Source organism: Sphingomonas sp. PP-CC-1A-547, assembly GCF_003610375.1.
GTDB lineage: Bacteria > Pseudomonadota > Alphaproteobacteria > Sphingomonadales > Sphingomonadaceae > Sphingomonas.
In genome coordinates this window covers 475,692-491,872 of record NZ_RAPZ01000011.1, presented here as the reverse complement: position 1 = coordinate 491,872, position 16,181 = coordinate 475,692, and the positions used below count along the sequence as shown (strand labels likewise).

General features: G+C 65.4%; 19 protein-coding genes and 2 tRNA genes. 6 read left to right on the top strand and 15 right to left on the bottom strand.

What is annotated here, in order from left to right:
• Positions 1 to 314: 314 nt before the first annotated feature.
• The 8 genes from C8J39_RS08565 to C8J39_RS08530 form a co-directional block, all read right to left on the bottom strand.
• Positions 315 to 1,127, bottom strand: coding sequence for an inositol monophosphatase family protein (locus C8J39_RS08565; RefSeq protein WP_056048515.1), 813 nt, complete (start codon positions 1,125 to 1,127; stop codon positions 315 to 317).
• Positions 1,128 to 1,290: 163 nt separating this feature from the next.
• Positions 1,291 to 1,854 (bottom strand): elongation factor P, encoded by a 564-nt coding sequence (efp, locus tag C8J39_RS08560; protein ID WP_056058307.1) that lies wholly within the window; start codon positions 1,852 to 1,854, stop codon positions 1,291 to 1,293.
• Positions 1,855 to 1,940: 86 nt separating this feature from the next.
• Positions 1,941 to 2,546: a M23 family metallopeptidase gene (locus tag C8J39_RS08555; protein ID WP_120300075.1), complete on the bottom strand. Its 606-nt coding sequence runs from the start codon at positions 2,544 to 2,546 to the stop codon at positions 1,941 to 1,943.
• Positions 2,547 to 2,550: 4 nt separating this feature from the next.
• Complete coding sequence (locus C8J39_RS08550) at positions 2,551 to 3,564, bottom strand: L,D-transpeptidase (protein WP_243649810.1); 1,014 nt, start codon at positions 3,562 to 3,564, stop codon at positions 2,551 to 2,553.
• 65 nt (positions 3,565 to 3,629) lie between these two features.
• Positions 3,630 to 4,319: a thiamine phosphate synthase gene (gene thiE, locus C8J39_RS08545; RefSeq protein ID WP_120300074.1), complete on the bottom strand. Its 690-nt coding sequence runs from the start codon at positions 4,317 to 4,319 to the stop codon at positions 3,630 to 3,632.
• 75 nt (positions 4,320 to 4,394) lie between these two features.
• A complete protein-coding gene (locus C8J39_RS08540; protein WP_120300073.1) occupies positions 4,395 to 5,315 on the bottom strand; it encodes a class I fructose-bisphosphate aldolase in 921 nt (306 codons plus the stop codon).
• A gap of 14 nt (positions 5,316 to 5,329) precedes the next feature.
• Positions 5,330 to 5,659 (bottom strand): type II toxin-antitoxin system PemK/MazF family toxin, encoded by a 330-nt coding sequence (locus C8J39_RS08535; RefSeq protein WP_259457517.1) that lies wholly within the window; start codon positions 5,657 to 5,659, stop codon positions 5,330 to 5,332.
• A complete protein-coding gene (locus tag C8J39_RS08530) occupies positions 5,656 to 5,886 on the bottom strand; it encodes a ribbon-helix-helix protein, CopG family (protein WP_056482291.1) in 231 nt (76 codons plus the stop codon). Before C8J39_RS08530 ends, C8J39_RS08535 begins: the two co-directional genes overlap by 4 nt.
• Before the next feature lie 130 nt (positions 5,887 to 6,016).
• Here C8J39_RS08530 and C8J39_RS08525 point away from each other — a divergent pair, with 130 nt between their 5' ends.
• The gene (locus C8J39_RS08525) at positions 6,017 to 6,505 is read left to right on the top strand and encodes a TlpA disulfide reductase family protein (protein WP_120300072.1); all 489 of its coding nucleotides are present in this window, start codon (positions 6,017 to 6,019) and stop codon (positions 6,503 to 6,505) included.
• Here C8J39_RS08525 and C8J39_RS08520 read toward each other — a convergent pair.
• The 3 genes from C8J39_RS08520 to gap form a co-directional block, all read right to left on the bottom strand.
• The gene (locus C8J39_RS08520; protein ID WP_120300071.1) at positions 6,502 to 7,692 is read right to left on the bottom strand and encodes a phosphoglycerate kinase; all 1,191 of its coding nucleotides are present in this window, start codon (positions 7,690 to 7,692) and stop codon (positions 6,502 to 6,504) included. The genes C8J39_RS08525 and C8J39_RS08520 overlap by 4 nt on opposite strands.
• Positions 7,689 to 8,222: an MOSC domain-containing protein gene (locus C8J39_RS08515; RefSeq protein ID WP_404969323.1), complete on the bottom strand. Its 534-nt coding sequence runs from the start codon at positions 8,220 to 8,222 to the stop codon at positions 7,689 to 7,691. The genes C8J39_RS08520 and C8J39_RS08515 overlap by 4 nt, the downstream gene beginning before the upstream one ends.
• Positions 8,223 to 8,283: 61 nt before the next feature.
• Positions 8,284 to 9,294, bottom strand: coding sequence for a type I glyceraldehyde-3-phosphate dehydrogenase (gene gap / locus C8J39_RS08510; protein ID WP_056048489.1), 1,011 nt, complete (start codon positions 9,292 to 9,294; stop codon positions 8,284 to 8,286).
• A gap of 144 nt (positions 9,295 to 9,438) precedes the next feature.
• Here gap and C8J39_RS08505 point away from each other — a divergent pair, with 144 nt between their 5' ends.
• The 4 genes from C8J39_RS08505 to C8J39_RS08490 all read left to right on the top strand — a co-directional run bounded on the left by C8J39_RS08505 (position 9,439) and on the right by C8J39_RS08490 (position 10,864).
• Positions 9,439 to 9,633 carry a hypothetical protein gene (locus C8J39_RS08505; RefSeq protein WP_183037959.1) on the top strand — a complete coding sequence of 65 codons (195 nt, stop codon included), beginning with the start codon at positions 9,439 to 9,441 and terminating at the stop codon, positions 9,631 to 9,633.
• Positions 9,633 to 9,941: a cell division protein ZapA gene (locus C8J39_RS08500; RefSeq protein ID WP_120300070.1), complete on the top strand. Its 309-nt coding sequence runs from the start codon at positions 9,633 to 9,635 to the stop codon at positions 9,939 to 9,941. Before C8J39_RS08505 ends, C8J39_RS08500 begins: the two co-directional genes overlap by 1 nt.
• Before the next feature lie 192 nt (positions 9,942 to 10,133).
• Positions 10,134 to 10,667, top strand: a complete 534-nt coding sequence (locus tag C8J39_RS08495; RefSeq protein WP_120300069.1) for a 5-formyltetrahydrofolate cyclo-ligase — start codon at positions 10,134 to 10,136, stop codon at positions 10,665 to 10,667.
• Positions 10,664 to 10,864: a DUF2842 domain-containing protein gene (locus C8J39_RS08490; protein WP_120300068.1), complete on the top strand. Its 201-nt coding sequence runs from the start codon at positions 10,664 to 10,666 to the stop codon at positions 10,862 to 10,864. The genes C8J39_RS08495 and C8J39_RS08490 overlap by 4 nt, the downstream gene beginning before the upstream one ends.
• 306 nt (positions 10,865 to 11,170) lie before the next feature.
• On the opposite strand, the gene C8J39_RS08485 is transcribed toward C8J39_RS08490, so the two are convergent.
• The 3 genes from C8J39_RS08485 to C8J39_RS08475 all read right to left on the bottom strand — a co-directional run bounded on the left by C8J39_RS08485 (position 11,171) and on the right by C8J39_RS08475 (position 12,612).
• A tRNA-Asp gene (locus C8J39_RS08485) sits at positions 11,171 to 11,247 on the bottom strand.
• 85 nt (positions 11,248 to 11,332) lie between these two features.
• A tRNA-Asp gene (locus C8J39_RS08480) sits at positions 11,333 to 11,409 on the bottom strand.
• Between the two features lie 54 nt (positions 11,410 to 11,463).
• A complete protein-coding gene (locus tag C8J39_RS08475; RefSeq protein ID WP_120300485.1) occupies positions 11,464 to 12,612 on the bottom strand; it encodes an AI-2E family transporter in 1,149 nt (382 codons plus the stop codon).
• 172 nt (positions 12,613 to 12,784) lie between these two features.
• On the opposite strand from C8J39_RS08475, the gene glpK reads away from it, so the two are divergent.
• Positions 12,785 to 14,269 (top strand): glycerol kinase GlpK, encoded by a 1,485-nt coding sequence (gene glpK, locus C8J39_RS08470; protein WP_120300067.1) that lies wholly within the window; start codon positions 12,785 to 12,787, stop codon positions 14,267 to 14,269.
• 156 nt (positions 14,270 to 14,425) lie between these two features.
• On the opposite strand, the gene C8J39_RS08465 is transcribed toward glpK, so the two are convergent.
• Entirely contained in the window at positions 14,426 to 16,132 is a 1,707-nt protein-coding gene (locus tag C8J39_RS08465; RefSeq protein ID WP_120300484.1) for a class I adenylate-forming enzyme family protein, read from the bottom strand.
• Positions 16,133 to 16,181 lie beyond the last annotated feature (49 nt).

Here is a 16,181-nt window from a genome sequence, read left to right as displayed (position 1 = left end):
GAGCCCAGTCTGGATCCCCGCCTTCGCGGAGAGACAAGCTGACTTGGACTCTAGGGATACACCGAGTAGTTCCGAGGTCCCCCGGCACCGCAAACAGACGACGAAAGATGTTTTGCGCGAGTGGATGCCGGAACAAGCCGGCATGACAGACTGCGCGCTGACGCCGTCCGACCTCACGATCCTCCCCCGCCAGGCGGAGGTGGCACCGAAGGTGGCGGAGGGGGAGGACGCGGAACAGAGGTTGCCCTTACCTCCCCCTCCGACTGGCAAACGCCAGCCACCTCCCCCTTGCGGGGGAGGATCGTGCATTCGCCTTAGCGCAGCGCGCCGGCCACCAGCTTATGCAACCGCGAGTGAAGCGCATCGTTCGCAGCAAGGAACTCATTACGCTCCATCGCGCGATCGCCGCCACGGAAGTCGGTAACGAAACCACCGGCTTCCTTTACCAGCAGCATGCCCGCTGCGACGTCCCAAGGCTTCAGGTTCGATTCCCAGAACCCGTCGAAACGCCCGGCCGCAAGCCAAGCCAGATCTAAAGCAGCAGCACCAAGACGACGGATCCCAGCAACCTCAGGCGCAACCGCGCCGAAAATCCGGCTCCACTGCGCGAAGTCGCCATGCCCCAGGAACGGGATCCCCGTCGCAATCAGCGATTCGGACAGATCGCGGCGCGACGACACGCGCAGGCGCTGGTCGGTGAGCCAAGCGCCCCGGCCCTTCTCGGCCCAGAAGCTCTCGTCGGTCAGCGGCTGATACACGAGCGCAGTCGTGACCTCACGCTTGCCGTTCGGCATCGGCTCCTCGACCGCGATCGAGATGCAGAAATGCGGGATGCCATGGAGGAAGTTCGACGTCCCATCCAGGGGATCGACGATAAAGCGCGGCTTGTTCGGATCGCCCTCGACCTCGCCGCGCTCCTCCATGAGCATGCCCCAATCGGGACGGGCGTGGCTGAGTTCTTCGAAGATCGTCTGCTCGGCGCGCTGGTCGGCCTGGCTGACGAAGTCGGCTGGACCCTTGCGGCTCACCTGGAGCTGCTGGACCTCGTTGAAGTCACGGCGCAGGCGCGGCGCGGCCTTGCGGGCGGCGCGCTCGATGACGGTCATGATGCCTGAATGGCTGGGCATGGTATTCTATCTCCCCCCCCCCGCAAGCGGGAGGGGCCGGGGGTGGGCTCGCGCTATCAGCGTCGCGCGGCATCGAAATTGTTCGCGCCAAGGTCGTTGCGTACCATGGAGGGCGGGTGCCCACCCCCCGGCCCCCTCCCGCTTGCGGGAGGGGGAGCAGTTTTCAGTCCGCGCGACGCACGTAGGTCTGCTCGTAGACATCGACCACGATCCGCGTGCCGGCACCAATATGCGGCGGCACCATCACGCGCACGCCGTTCTCCAGCACCGCAGGCTTGTAGCTCGACGAAGCAGTCTGCCCCTTCACGACGGCATCCGCCTCGACGATCAGCGCCTCGATCGTGTCGGGAAGCTGGACCGAGATCGGCCGCTCTTCCCAGAGCTCCATCACCACGTCCATACCGTCCTGCAGGAACGCCGCGGCGTCGCCCAGGATGTCGGCGTCGAGCGAGATCTGCTCGTAATTGACCTTGTCCATGAAGGTGAGCATGTCGCCCTCGCGGAACAGGAACTGAAAGTCGACGGTCTCGAGCCGCACCTTCTCGACGCTCTCGGCGGAGCGGAAGCGAGTGTTATTCTTGCGGCCGTCGATGAGATTCTTCATCTCGACCTGCATATAGGCACCGCCCTTGCCAGGCTGGGTGTGCTGAATCTTGACGGCGCGCCAGATGCCGCCCTCATATTCAAGAATGTTGCCGGGACGAATCTCGACCGCGTTGATCTTCATGACCGATTCCTGCTGGAAAGAGCTAGGGGCCGTCCGCGAAGCTTGGCCCTGGGGCATGACTCTGCGGAAACCCGAAGCGGCGGGCTTTAGCGGGACGACCCCGTTCCGGCAAGCAGCGGGTAGGGGTTCACGTTCTCGCCCTGCCACCAGCGCTCACCCGGCTGCATCCTGGTCAGCCCGAAATGGAGGTGGTAATTGCCTGCCCCCGCATCGCCGGTGTCGCCGACATAGCCGAGCGTATCACCTGCCTTGACCGCCATGCCCTCGCGGATGCCAGCCGCATACCCCGCGAGGTGCGCATAATAATAGGTCCAGCGCCGGTCGGGCGAGCGGACGTACAGCGTGATCCCGCCAAGTCCGCTCTGGAACAGCTTCTCGATCCGCCCCGGTGCAGCCGCGACGACGCGCGTGCCACCCGGTGCCATGATGTCCGTCCCGTGATGACTGCGCAGACCGCCGCCCCGCGCATCGTTCCAGCTGTCGGCAATCGCTTTGCGCGACACGCCAGCCACCGGAACGGCCAGCGCCCCCGGCGTCACGGTAACGGCAGCGACCTCGGCGGGAGGCACCGACTTACGCCAAGGCACCCGCCGCTCGATGCCGCTACCGCTGCTCCCGAACGACACCATCGACGCAAATCCGCCGATCGCCACCACGATCAGCCCGAGAATGATCCAGAACGTCCGCGTCATCGCCTCAGGCCTGGAACACGGCCTTGGTCCCCGGCTTGATCATCATCGACAACCGCGCCGCATCCCAGTTGGTCAGGCGGATGCAACCATGGCTCTCCGCACGTCCGATTGTCTCGGGGTTTGGCGTACCGTGAATGCCGTAATGCTCCTTCGACAGATCCATCCAGACGACCCCGACCGGACCGTTCGGCCCCGGCGGGAGCATCTCCTTCTGCTGCCCCTTCTTCGCATCCCAGAACAGCGCCGGGTTGAAGTGGAACTTCGGATTGTAATCGGATCCCTTGATCGTCCACGTGCCGAGCGGCAGCGGGTCATGGCTCGACCCCATCGTCGCGGAGAATTGCGCGATCAGCTTGTCGTTCGCATCGAGCACGCGCAGCACGCCATCCGACTTGTCGACCACGACATGATCCGCCTGCGGCTGCTTCGCATCGACGTTCAGCATCGTGAGCGTCGCGATCCAGTCCGGCTTCAACTTCGAATCATACGCGCGCGACGTCGGCAGCGCGTTCGGAAACACGACCTTGGTGCCCGGCGCCAGCTTCGTCGTCGGCGAGTTCAGCGCGACGATCACCGCCGGCGTCGTGTGGAACATCTCGCCGAGCTTCTCCATCACCGTCTTGTAGCCCAGCGACGGGAGTTCGGCCTGCTTGGCCGGATCCTTCGGGAACGGATTGACGAACGGCCCCGCCAGCATCTCGGGTGTCAGCGCGACCGTCACGGTCGGCCGCGCGGCGCGGTACGGATACAGCGCCTGCAACGTCCGCGCGTCAGACTTGCCAGTGATCGGCAGTCCCTTCGCCTCCTGGAACCCCTTCAGCGCCGCCACCAGCGACTGCCCGCCGCGCCCGTCGAGCACGCCCGGCCCAAAGCCGAGATAGTCGAGGATAACCTGTACGTGCAGGATGTTGCGATCGATCGGCACAGGCTTGGCCGACGCTGTCTGCGCCAATGCGGGAGACGCGGCCCCCAGCAGGCAGGCCGCAAGAACCGAAGCCTTCATCGCAAATGCCGTCATGCCCATCATCCCAAACCGTTACGCTGCTGCATCAAACGGTCGGGACGACGGTTGTTTCCACCGGCTCAGCGCTTCGCGAGAACCTCGCCGAACGCCTTGATCGCAGCAACCTCGTCACCACCCCAAACGGCGCTCGACACGGCAATGAAGTCGGCACCAGCAGCAACCAGCGGCGCGGCATTCTCCGGCGTAATCCCGCCGATCGCGACGCACGGCATCTCGAACAGCGTCGACCACCACGACAGGATAACCGGCTCGGCCATATGCTCGACCGTCTTCGTCGTCGTCGGATAGAACGCCCCGAACGCAACGTAGTCGGCCCCGGCCTCGCCCGCTTCCATCGCCAGATGACGGCTGCCATGACAGCTCACGCCGATCTGCGCATTGGGCCCAAGCTGAACCCGCGCCTCACGCGGATCGCCATCGTCCTGCCCGAGATGCACGCCGTCCGCGTCGAGCCGCTTCGCAAGCCCGATATCGTCGTTGACGATAAACGCGACATCACGCTCGGCACAGATCGCCCGCAAAGGCTCGCCCAGCGCGGCCGCCGCATGCTGGTCGATATCCTTCACGCGGAACTGGAACGCAGCCACGGGGCCAGCATCAAGCGTCCGAGCGAGACGCTCCGGGAAGTCGCCACCGACATCCAGCGGCGACACCAGGTAAAGCTGGCAAGCCGGCCGGCGCATGTCGCGGCGGAAATTCTCGGCGAAATTGGGATCGAGCGGGCCCAGCGGATCTTCGAATTCGGTCATGTCCGCCCCCTAGCCGCTCATGCCCGCCACGTCACCCCGGCGCATGACCAGGGCGACGTGCAGGCCAACCGAGGCTTATTCCTCGTTCTTGTAGATCCGGATGATCCGGTCGAGCATCGCCAACGCTTCGTCGCGCGGGCGCTGGAAGGTATTGCGGCCGATGATCGAGCCGTTGCCGCCACCGTCGCGAATGTCGCGCGCGTCCTGGAAGATCGCGTCCTCGCCCTTCGACGCGCCGCCCGAGAAGACGTTGATGCGACGCCCGGCAAAGCTCGACTGGACGACGTGCTTCACGCGGTCCGACTGCTTCGACCAATCGGTGTTTGCATAAAGCGGCTTAGCTTCCTTCTGCTCGATATGCGCGGTCGGCAGCTTGGTCTTGATGATGTGCGCGCCGAGCAGCGCCGCGATGTGCGCGGCATAGGCGCCGACGTCCAAAGCGAGCTCGCCGTCCTTGGTCAACTCGCCGCCGCGCGGATACGACCAGATCACCGTCGCGATACCGACCGACTTCGCCTCTTCGCTCAGCTCGCGGATTTCCTCGACGAGGTCGAAGAACTGGTCCGCGCCCGGGTAGATCGTGAAGCCGATCGCCGCGGACCCGAGCCGCACCGCGTCCGACACGGTCGCCGTCACCGCCTGGTCGATCGAGGTCGCCCAGCTGTTCGAGCTGTTGCACTTCAAGATCGTCGGGATCTGCCCCGCAAACGTATCCGCGCCCGCTTCGAGCATCCCGAGCGGCGCGGCATAGGCACTGAGCCCGGCATCGATCGCCAACTGATAATGGTAATGCGGGTCGTACGCCGCCGGATTGACCGAGAAGCTGCGCGCCGGGCCATGCTCGAAGCCCTGGTCGACCGGCAGGATCACGAGCTTGCCGGTGCCGCCGAGCTTGCCCTGCATCAGGATGCGCGCGAGGTTCGCCTTCACCGCCGAACTGGTGGCCTCGTATTTGTCGAGAATCATTTTGATTTGCGGGGTGATTGTCGAGGTCATGCTGAAATCCTGTCTTAGAGTTCGAGCCAGCGGCGCAGCGCGTCGTCGACTCGGGTCATGGTGGTGATGGGTATGGTACCGATAATCTTGACGATCTTGTTGCGGTCGAGCGTATCAACCTTGTCGATCTGGATCTGGCTATCGCGAAACAGGCCGGTTTCCGCCGATGCCTCGAGCGACACGCGAAACAGGTTGGTCCCGCTAATGACGCTGGTCAACGGGCACAGCGAAATCGTCGCGTGATCTGCAAAAAGGTCTGATTGGACGACAAGAAAGGGGCGCGGCTTGCCAGAGAAATCGCCCTTGCCCGCGCCGACGACGATCATACCGCGGACGAATTTCATGCAGGGGGCGCCCCGATTAGTGCGTCCCAATCCTCTTCACCTGCCTGCCTATCGTGATCCGCCGCCGCGAGCGACTGACGCCGTGCCTCCGCAAGGAATGCCTCGTCGTGGCGTTCGACATAGCGTCGCACGGCTTCGCGTGCGATATCGCTCTTGCTGCGCCCTTGGGTGCGCGCAACCGCTGCAAGCCGCTCTTCGAGTTCGCTATCGAGCCTGACGCCGAGCATCCGAGTCTCCGTTTAACATGTTAAACATAGGACGGCCTGGATCATCGATCAACCCCCGCCCCGACCGCAGACGTCGCAATTGACGTGAACGCGCGCGACGCCGAGACTGGCAAAAACAGGGGGGCAGGCAATGAGGGTTTTGCAGGGCGTCATCGCATGCGCGTTGCTCATGGCGGCATCCGCGGCACCGGCCGCGGTGAAGATCGGCGAGAAAGCGCCGCCGTTCGAACTGACGTTGATCAACGGGACCAAGGTGCGCAGTGCCGATCTGCACGGGCAGGTCGTCGTCTTGAACTTTTGGGCGACATGGTGCGGGCCGTGCAAGGCAGAGCTTCCGCTGCTCGACAGCTATTACCGCATTCGCAAGGACAACGGCCTGCGCGTGTTCGCGGTGGCGACGGAGGATTCGCTGCCCGCGTCGAGGCTTAAGCCGCTGTTCGCCGCGATGACGATCCCGTCGGCGCGGCGAATCAAGGGGCCGTTCGCGGTGATGGGCGCCCTCCCCACCAACTACATCATCGATCGCGCCGGCGTGGTTCGCTATGCGAAAGCCGGCGCGTTCGACCTGAATGAACTCAATACCCTGCTGGTCCCGTTGCTGCGGGAACCAGCGCCTTAACGCGTCAGCGCCGCGACGCCGGGAAGGTCCTTGCCTTCCATCCATTCGAGGAATGCGCCGCCTGCCGTAGAGACGAACGTGAACGCGTCCGCGACGCCCGCATGGTTGAGCGCCGCAACCGTATCGCCACCGCCGGCGACCGAGACGAGCGATCCGCCTTCGGTCAGTGCTGCGGCAGTCTTTGCGAGGGCAACGGTCGCCTTGTCGAACGGCGGCGTCTCGAACGCGCCGAGCGGGCCGTTCCAGACTAGCGTTCGGCAGTTCTTGAGGACATCGCCGAGCGACTCGACCGCAGCGGGACCGACGTCGAGGATCATCTCGTCTGCGGCGACCTCGTGAACGTTGACGGTACGCGTGGCGGGGTTCGGCTTGAACTCCTTCGCGACCACCACGTCGTACGGCAGGTGGACGGTGCAGTTCGCCTTGTCCGCCGCTTCCATGATCTGTTCGCAAACGCTCGCAAGCTCGTGCTCGCAAAGGCTTTTACCGACATCGACCCCGCGCGCCGCGAGGAAGGTGTTCGCCATGCCGCCGCCGATGATCAAATGATCTACCTTGGTGACGAGATGCCGCAGAACGTCGAGCTTCGACGACACCTTGGCGCCACCGACGACCGCCGCGACCGGATGCTCGGGCTCGCCAAGTGCCTTCTGGAGCGCGTCGAGTTCGGCTTCCATCGCGCGGCCGGCATAGGCGGGTAGGACGTGCGCGAGCCCCTCGGTCGAGGCGTGCGCGCGGTGTGCGGCGGAGAAGGCATCGTTGACGTACAGGTCACCGAGGCTCGCGAACCGGGTCACCACCGCCGCGTCGTTCGTTTCCTCGCCGCCGAAGAAGCGCGTGTTCTCCAGAACCGCGATATCGCCAGGCTCCAGCGTAGCGACGGCGTCGTCCGCCCCTTCCCAGTCGATGTAGCGGACTTCGCGGCCGAGTACTTCGCTGTACGGCTTCACGACCTGCGACAGCGAGAATTCGGGGCTCGGTACGCCCTTGGGACGGCCGAAATGCGCGAGGACGAGGACGATCGCGCCCTTGTCGGCAAGCTCGCCAACCGTCGCGACGGTGGCGCGGAGGCGGGTATCGTCGGTGACGCGACCCTCGGCCATTGGCACGTTGAGGTCTTCGCGAACGAGCACGCGCTTGCCCTGGACATCGCCCATATCATCGAGCGTCTTGAATGGCTTGGTCATGGTTCTTCGATCCTGATCTCATCACCGACGGCGATTCTGCCGCCCATCAAAACTCGGGTACAGGCCCCGCCCCGCCAATCCGGCGTCAGCGCGGCGAACAACCCTGGCGCCAGTGCATCCATGCGGTCGCACGGATCGGTGTGGCGCGTCACCTCCAGCACGACGTCCGCGCCGATGCGCAGCCGCGTGCCGGGTATCTGGGGAAGATCGAAGCCGTCGACGAGCAGATTGGCACGCCGTTCGTACCACGGAATATCGCGCCCAACTTCGGCCATCGCGGCGTCCCAGTCGCCGCGTTCGAGCAACGTCACCTGCCGCCGCCCCTTGCCACCGGGCTTCACGCGACCGCGGAAGTCGCCGTGTAGGCCAGCCTCGATGGTGATCTCGACATCGTCGATGACCTCCATCGGAGCTTTCGCGCGGGGGTGGCGCGCGATGCCGGCTATCGTGCCAGCCATCGTTGGGGCCGGAGCCTGAGCCACCGCCCCCTCTTCGTTCGTGTCGAGCGCAGTCGAGACACCATCTGTCACGGGAAACGACTTCTCGACTGCGCTCGAAGCGAACGGAATAGGGGACGCATAGATCGCGAGCTTAGATGAACTTCGCCATCGCCGTGGCCGTATCGACCATCCGGTTCGAGAAGCCCCACTCGTTGTCGTACCAGCTGACGACGCGGACCAGCTTGCCGTCGATCACCGCGGTCTCCAGGCTGTCGATCGTCGACGATGCCGGGGTATGCTGGAGATCGATCGAGACGAGCGGCTCGTCCGACCAGTCGAGTACGCCGACGAGCGGGCCGCTCTCGGAGGCCGCCTTCAGTACCGCATTCACCTCTTCACGCGTCGTATCGCGCGACGGGGTGAAGGTCAGGTCGATCAGCGAAACGTCCGGCACCGGCACGCGGATTGCTGAGCCGTCGAGCTTGCCCTTGAGCTCCGGCAGCACCTCGGCAACCGCACGCGCGGCCCCCGTCGTCGTCGGGATCATCGACATCGCCGCAGCGCGTGCGCGACGCAGATCCGGGTGGATCTGATCGAGGATCTTCTGGTCGTTGGTGTACGCGTGCACGGTCGTCATCAGGCCGCGCTCGATGCCGATCGCATCGTTCAGTACCTTGGCGACGGGCGCGAGGCAGTTGGTGGTGCACGACGCGTTCGAGACGATCGTGTGCTCGGCGGTCAGCTTGTCGTGGTTGACGCCGTAGACGACGGTCAGGTCGACGTTCTTGCCCGGTGCCGAGATCAGCACCTTTTTCGCGCCGGCATCGAGATGCTTCTGGCAGCTCGCCTTGTCGGTGAAGAAGCCGGTGCATTCGAGGACGATGTCGACGCCCAGTTCGGCGTGCGGGAGGTTCGCCGGGTCACGCTCGGCGGTGACGCGGATGCGCTTGCCGTCGACGACCAACTCGTTGCCCTCGGCCGAAACCTCGCCCGGATACTTGCCGTGCACGCTGTCGCGCTTGAACAGCCAGGCGTTCGACTTGGCATCGCCGAGATCGTTGATCGCGACGAGTTCGAGTGCGCCGTTCGACTGTTCGAGTACCGCACGGGCGACGAGACGGCCGATGCGCCCGAAACCGTTGATCGCAACCTTGACCGTCATTGCTGTCTCTCCGCTACGCCCGCGAGTCCGTTCCGGGCGCGCAGCCTTTGCGGGGCGGTGGGGCGCCCTGTCAACACCGTGGATCGCGGAGCACGGTGGCGAAACCGGCTTGTCGCACACCCCGTGCATGCTATCTCGCATTGCATGTCAGACACACCTTCCGACGGACCAACTGCCGTCGACCGGATCGACGCCGCGATCGCGCGAATCGAATCCGCCATTGCCGCGCGCGCCGAAAGCGGCGACGCACTCGCAAAGCGTCACGCCGCCCTCAAGGCGCGGATGGCCGAGGCGGTCGCCGCGCTCGACGACGTCATCACTCGTGGGAACCCCAACTGATGGCACAGGTCATGCTCGATATCGGCGGCCGTCCGCACGCCGTAGCCTGCCGCGATGGCGAAGAATCCCGTGTCCGCCTCCTGGGCGCGATGGTCGCGGAGCGTTGGGCGACCGCGGACCGTGCCGCCGGCGGCCTCAGCGCCGAACGCGCGATGCTGTTCGTCGCGCTGATGCTCGCCGACGACCTTGACGAAGCCGCGCACCGCCCGCCCGAAGGCTCGGCCGTGAGCGAGGTCGCCCTCACACGGATCGCAGATCGTCTCGAAGGGCTTGCGGAAGCCCTTGAGCTAAGCCCTCCGAACGCCTAGATTGGTGGTGGCGGGTTCTGCCCGGTACGAGCCTTTATTATCCCTGAGGCTATTCATCATCCATAGGGGGCTGTCCCTGTTAGGATCCTGGTCCGAAGCACATGGTCCCCACCTGACGTACCGTGCGTCAGTGGATAACCCGGCACACGGCCATGGTGGGCCCGCCACACCACCATCTTCCAAGGTCGCCGCATGACCGACAAGAGCGCGCTCAGAGCCTCGCTCCGCGCCGCGCGGGAAGCGCACCCGCCGATCGAGCTGCCGGTGCCGTCGGCGTTCCTTGACCAGCTGAAACCCGGATTGACGGTCGCCTCCTATGTGCCGTTCGGTGGCGAGGCCGACCCTTCTCCCTTTGCGCGCGCCGCCGTCGATGCCGGATGCGTCATCGCCCTGCCCCATGTCGTCCGCCGCTCGCTGCCGATGCGCTTCCTGTCCTGGGCGACCGAGGCAGCGCTGATCGCCGGACCGTTCGGGCTGCACCAGCCCGCCGAAGACGCCGCCGAACTCGAACCCGACATCATCCTGACGCCGCTCGTAGGCTTCGACCGCAGCGGCAACCGGATCGGCCAAGGCGCCGGCTATTACGACCGCGCCTTCCTCGCCCACCCGAACGCCTGGCGCGTCGGGGTTGCGTTGTCGGTGCAGGAAGTCGACACGCTGACTCCAGACCCGTGGGACGTCCCGCTCCACGCCATCGCCACCGAATCAGACTGGATCACGCCATGACGCCAACTTGGCGCAAACCCGTCGGCATGCTCGGCATCCTGCTCCTGATCCTGGTGTGGTGCGTCGCCATCGTCAGCCTCTCGAACATGGTCGGCAGCTGGCACTGGCTGGGGCAACTGGTGTTCTACCTTTTCACCGGCCTGATCTGGATAGCACCGCTGAAGCCGGTCCTGCGCTGGATGGAGCTTGGGCGGTAACGCCTGCCTGTTCCCGTTCTGCTCGACACGCTCCTCGCACCTGCGGGTTTCGCAAAACACGCCCCCCCCCCCGTTCGTCCTGAGTAGCTATCGATTAGTCGCGCAACGGCGTATCGAGAGGGCGTATCGAAGGACATGTTGGCGGGTGGAACACATGCTTCGATACGAGCCCTCGATACGCTCCTGACGGAGCTACTCGGTCTCTACTCAGCACGAACGGAGAGGGGTTGGTGGTTCCGGACAATCTACGGAACGGAATGCTCACAGCATCCAAAATCTAAAAAGGGTCTCGTCCACCCATCAGGGTGGCGCGAGTGACGGGACTCGAACCCGCGACCTCCGGCGTGACAGGCCGGCGCTCTAACCAACTGAGCTACACCCGCATTCCCAATGACGAACCCTAGCGACCCTAGGGCCACGCGGGAAGGCTCGTCAAAACCTTAACACTATCTCACACCATCTAAACGATGGCGCGAGTGACGGGACTCGAACCCGCGACCTCCGGCGTGACAGGCCGGCGCTCTAACCAACTGAGCTACACCCGCTGAAACAGCGTGGAGGCGGCAACTAGGCGAGGGTTCGGATACCGTCAACCCAAATTATCCGCCAGTTTCACGTTGTGCCTCGGGCGGGTCGCCACGCCGACGGTTTCGCCCCGTCTTGGGCTGCACCAGCGTCCCGTGCTCGAACAGGAACCCGGCGATATCGGGCTTGCCAGCGGCCTTCACGATCGTCTGGATGATGATCAGCAGCGGAACCGCGAGCAACGCCCCCGACGTGCCCCACACCCATCCCCAGAAGCTCAGCGAGATCAGGATCAGCAACGGGCTGATCGTCAGCCGGTGCCCGACCACGAACGGCGTGATCGCGTTCGCCTCGACCAGGTGCAGCCCGTACATCAGCGCCGGCGGCAGCATCGCCATCCAGATGTCCGAGAACGTCATCAGCCCGCCGAGCGCGAGCAGGAACGCACCGATCACCGGCCCGAAATACGGGATGTAATTCAGCAGCGCGACGATCCCGCCCCACATCGCCGGATAGGGCATGCCGATGAACCACAACGCGGTACCGGTGACGATCCCGAGCACGATGTTGATGAGGGTAATCGTGCCGAGATACGCCGACACGTCGTCGACGATATCCTGGATGACCCTCGCGGTCGCCATCGCCCCATCGAAGCTGGTCCGCCCGGTGATCGTCTGCCGCCGCATCCGCGTCCAGCCCGAGAGGAAGAAGAACACGATCAGGACACCGAACAGGAACTGTACGATAACCGCCGGCGCCGACGTCGCGGCGAGTTCGAGGATCGAGCCCGGCGCGGCTACGCCTGCAGTCGCCGGCTGCTTGATCGGCGTCGACGCGACCTGCCGCAGCGTCTTGTTCACGTATTTCTCGAGGCTCGAATACAGATCGAGCAACGGCGCGAGATTGTTCTGGATCCGGTCCAACCGGGTCGGCAGCAGCCGGAAGAAATCGGTCGCCGGCACGAGGATCGCGGCGATCGCGATGTTCGCGGCTATCAGGAAGACGAGGATGCACAGGATCGCGGCCAACGGCGACGGCACATGCCGCCGCTCGAGCCATTCCAGCACCGGCACGAGCGCAACCGAGATCACGAGCGCGATCGTAAGCGGGAGGAAGAATTCCGCCCCCGATTTCAGAGCGAACGGCGTGGCGAGGATCAGGCCGATACCGGCCGTCAACGTCAACGCCGCGAGCAACCGATCGCGACGCTGCGCGATTCGCATCGCATCCTCGACCCCGACCGCGATCGGCAGCCCGAACGCACTCTCGGCCGGCGGACCTTCGGTAACGGCGCTGTCCCCGCCTTGCGGCTGGTTCGTTTCGTGGCGAAGGCCCTCGTCCGTCATGGCATTTTCCTTTGTTCCCCCATCCCGTAATCGTGGCTAGCATTCAAGCATGCCGAACGACGCCAATGATCTAATTCTCGTCATCGACGAGGGCACCACCTCCACCCGCGCCATGCTGTTTGCGACCGACGGCCGCTGCGTCGCCAGCGAAGCTCGGGCACTCGACCAGAAATACCCGCGCGCCGGTTGGGTAGAGCATGACGCTGCCGAGATCTGGCGCAAGACACTCCGCGTGACCGCGGCGATGGTCGCGCAGGCAGGCGGCGCGCACCGGATCGCCGGGATCGGCATCACCAACCAGCGCGAAACGATCGTCTTCTGGGATCGTGAGACCGGCGAACCGCTCGCGCCCGCGATCGTCTGGCAGGACCGGCGTACCGCCGCGACCTGCCGGGACCTGCGCGAACGGAGCCACGAAGCTGAGGTTCAGGCCAAGACCGGCCTGTTGCTCGACCCGTATTTCTCCGCCTCGAAGATCGGCTGGGCCATGCGGAAGTGGCCCCAACTCGCCGACGCGGGAGCGCGCCTTGCGATCGGCACGGTCGACAGCTGGCTGATATGGAAACTGACCGGCGGGTTGCACGTGACGGACGCGACCAACGCCTCGCGCACCGCCTTGATGGACGTGCACACCGGCGGCTGGGACGACGAGCTCTGCGCGCTGTTCGGCGTACCCCCCGCGGCGTTGCCTGAGATCGTCGACTGCGCCGGACGATTCGGCGAAACGACAGCGTTCGGCGCGGCGATTCCGATCTGCGGCATCGCAGGCGACCAGCAGGCGGCCGCGATCGGCCAGGCCTGCCTCGCACCCGGCCAGACCAAGGCGACGTTCGGCACTGGCGCGTTCATCCTCACCCATGCCGGCGCGACGCCGCCAACATCGGGGCACCGGATGCTCTCGACCGTCGCGTGGCAACTCGGAGGTCAGCGCGCCTATGCGCTCGAGGGATCGGTGTTCGTTGCCGGCAGCCTCGTCCAGTGGCTCCGCGACACGCTAGGCCTGATCGGCACGGCTGCCGAAACCGAAGCGCTGGCCCGCAGCGTGCCCGACACCGGCGGCGTTTACTTGGTGCCAGCCCTCAGCGGCCTCGGCGCGCCATGGTGGGAACCGGACGCCCGCGCGAGCATCTCAGGACTGAGCTTCGCCACCGGCAAGGCACACGTGGCACGCGCGGCGCTAGAGGCCATGGCGTATCAGGCGCACGATCTGAAGACCGCGTTTGCCGCCGACGGCATCGACTGGCACAGTCTGCGGATCGACGGCGGCATGGTCGCCAACGATTGGATGGCGCAGGACATGGCGGACCTGCTGGGGATCGAGGTCGAGCGGCCGAGATTTGCAGAGACGACCGCGTTGGGCGCGGCAATGCTGGCCGGCGTGGGTGCAGGACTTTTCGGAGGGCTAGAAGAGGCCACCTCAATGCGCGGCGAGGTCGAGACGTTTACGCCGTCGCTGGGAGAGGACGAGCGGCAGGCGCGACTGGCGGGATGGAAGGCTGCAGTCGATGCGGTCGTCGCAGGGTCGAAGCGCTAGAACCGATCGCGCGCCGCAACCCCAACCACCACCCCGGCGGAGGCCGGGGCCCAGTTGGGGAACGTCGCTAACGTAGGGCAACGCGTCGTTACCACGGCCTTCCCGACTGGACCCCGGCCTCCGCCGGGGAGGCGCGCCTAGCCAGGCATGCTGCGGCTAAGCCACCACCCCCACCCGATCCGCAAACAACACCTGCAAGTCCTTCTTCAAGATCTTCCCATTCGCATTCCGCGGCAAAGTCTCATGCACGAAGCGCACGGCGACCGGCGTCTTGAACGCCGCTAGATGTTGCCGCACCCAGCTCTGCAACTCCGCCTCGGTCGTTACCGCCCCCGGTGCGAGATGGACCACCGCCGCCGGCTCCTCGCCGAGGATCCGATGTGGAATACCAATCAGCGCCGCGTCGGTCACCGCGGGGTGCGCGTAGAGGACGTTCTCGACCTCGCTGGAGTATATGTTCTCGCCGCCACGGATGATCATGTCCTTGGCGCGATCGACGATGTAGCAGAATCCTTCGTAGTCGAGGCGCGCCAAGTCTCCGGTCCGAACCCAGCCATCGACGAACGTCGAGGCGGTCGCGTCCGGCTTGTTCCAATAGCCTTTCACGATCATCGGCCCGCGCGCCCAGAGTTCGCCGACCTCGCCCTGCGGCATCTCCGTCACGCCGTCGTCCGCCATGATCTTCAAGTCGGCAGCCGCAACCGGAGGCCCCGCGCTGGTCGGGCGGTTGAGATAGTCCTCTCCCCCATGATGCGTGACCGTCGCCATCGTCTCGGTCATGCCCCAGCCATTGCCGGGCATCGCGCCGAACTCGGCATAGATGCGCTTCACCAGTTCGGGGGCAGCGGGCGCTCCACCGTAAGCAATCGATTCGAGCGACGAGAGGTCGTATTTCCCACGATCGGGATGTTCCAAAAGCTGCCAGGCGATGGTCGGCACGCCACCGGTGATGTTGACCTTCTCGCGCTCGATGATCTCCATCGCCCGCACGGTGTCCCATTTGCGCATGAAGATCATCGTGCTGCCGGTCGCGATCACCCCCATCATCCCCGCCGAGCAGGCGGTGACGTGGAACAGCGGGATCACCGTCAGCGTCACACGCGGCGTCGGCTCGGGCGGTGCCTCGCCGCGCCGCAAAAACGAGCGGGCGGAGGAATAGCCGCCGGACATGATGTTCGACATCATGTTGCGGTGCGTGCCGAGTGCCCCCTTGGGCGCGCCGGTGGTGCCGCTGGTGTAGAAGATCGTTGCATCGTCGTCGGGCGCGATCGTCGCTTCGGGGAGGCCGACATCGGGCAGCGCAGCCCAGTCGTGCGGGGTGCCGATCACGTCCTCCAGCCGCGTTACGATCCCCGTCAGCGGCTCCGCGGCGCGCGCGACGAACACGTGCTCCAGCGCCGGCAGCGTCGCATAGGCCGCCTCCAGCCGGTGATGCCGCTCGTCGTCGGTGATCAGCACGCGCGCGCCCGAGTCGGCCAGGCCGTATTCCATCTCCGCGCCGGTCCACCACGCGTTGAGCGGCACCATGATCGCGCCGATGCTGGCGCCTGCAAAGAACGCGACCGGCCATTCGGGCAGGTTGCGCATCGCCAGCGCGACGCGGTCACCGGGGCCGATCCCCATCTCGCGCAACCGGTGCGCCAGTACCGCGATCGCGCGAAAGTTCGCCTCGTAGGTGACGCGCTCGTCCTCATACGCGGTGAAGACCCGTTCGCCATGCGTCCGCGCCGCCTCGGCCAGCCAGCGCAACGACGGCGGCGCGTTCTTCCAGATGCGCGTCTCGATGCCGTCGATCGTCAGCATCTCCATCTCGAACTTCGCGCCGGGCGCGGTCAGCATTCGCTCGGCATCTGCGAGCGACATCGCCGGCCAGGAGGGATCGAGTGCGATGATCGGTTCGCTTGCCAAGACC

What these genes read in the sequence shown, in the direction of transcription:
- C8J39_RS08565 (WP_056048515.1), bottom strand. Translation starts at nt 1,127, where the DNA reads ATGCCCAGCCATTCAGGCATCATGACCGTCATCGAGCGCGCCGCCCGC.
- efp (WP_056058307.1), bottom strand. Translation starts at nt 1,854, where the DNA reads ATGAAGATCAACGCGGTCGAGATTCGTCCCGGCAACATTCTTGAATAT.
- C8J39_RS08555 (WP_120300075.1), bottom strand. Translation starts at nt 2,546, where the DNA reads ATGACGCGGACGTTCTGGATCATTCTCGGGCTGATCGTGGTGGCGATC.
- C8J39_RS08550 (WP_243649810.1), bottom strand. Translation starts at nt 3,564, where the DNA reads ATGACGGCATTTGCGATGAAGGCTTCGGTTCTTGCGGCCTGCCTGCTG.
- thiE (WP_120300074.1), bottom strand. Translation starts at nt 4,319, where the DNA reads ATGACCGAATTCGAAGATCCGCTGGGCCCGCTCGATCCCAATTTCGCC.
- C8J39_RS08540 (WP_120300073.1), bottom strand. Translation starts at nt 5,315, where the DNA reads ATGACCTCGACAATCACCCCGCAAATCAAAATGATTCTCGACAAATAC.
- C8J39_RS08535 (WP_259457517.1), bottom strand. Translation starts at nt 5,659, where the DNA reads ATGAAATTCGTCCGCGGTATGATCGTCGTCGGCGCGGGCAAGGGCGAT.
- C8J39_RS08530 (WP_056482291.1), bottom strand. Translation starts at nt 5,886, where the DNA reads ATGCTCGGCGTCAGGCTCGATAGCGAACTCGAAGAGCGGCTTGCAGCG.
- C8J39_RS08525 (WP_120300072.1), top strand. Translation starts at nt 6,017, where the DNA reads ATGAGGGTTTTGCAGGGCGTCATCGCATGCGCGTTGCTCATGGCGGCA.
- C8J39_RS08520 (WP_120300071.1), bottom strand. Translation starts at nt 7,692, where the DNA reads ATGACCAAGCCATTCAAGACGCTCGATGATATGGGCGATGTCCAGGGC.
- gap (WP_056048489.1), bottom strand. Translation starts at nt 9,294, where the DNA reads ATGACGGTCAAGGTTGCGATCAACGGTTTCGGGCGCATCGGCCGTCTC.
- C8J39_RS08505 (WP_183037959.1), top strand. Translation starts at nt 9,439, where the DNA reads ATGTCAGACACACCTTCCGACGGACCAACTGCCGTCGACCGGATCGAC.
- C8J39_RS08500 (WP_120300070.1), top strand. Translation starts at nt 9,633, where the DNA reads ATGGCACAGGTCATGCTCGATATCGGCGGCCGTCCGCACGCCGTAGCC.
- C8J39_RS08495 (WP_120300069.1), top strand. Translation starts at nt 10,134, where the DNA reads ATGACCGACAAGAGCGCGCTCAGAGCCTCGCTCCGCGCCGCGCGGGAA.
- C8J39_RS08490 (WP_120300068.1), top strand. Translation starts at nt 10,664, where the DNA reads ATGACGCCAACTTGGCGCAAACCCGTCGGCATGCTCGGCATCCTGCTC.
- C8J39_RS08475 (WP_120300485.1), bottom strand. Translation starts at nt 12,612, where the DNA reads ATGCGAATCGCGCAGCGTCGCGATCGGTTGCTCGCGGCGTTGACGTTG.
- glpK (WP_120300067.1), top strand. Translation starts at nt 12,785, where the DNA reads ATGCCGAACGACGCCAATGATCTAATTCTCGTCATCGACGAGGGCACC.
- C8J39_RS08465 (WP_120300484.1), bottom strand. Translation starts at nt 16,132, where the DNA reads ATGTCGCTCGCAGATGCCGAGCGAATGCTGACCGCGCCCGGCGCGAAG.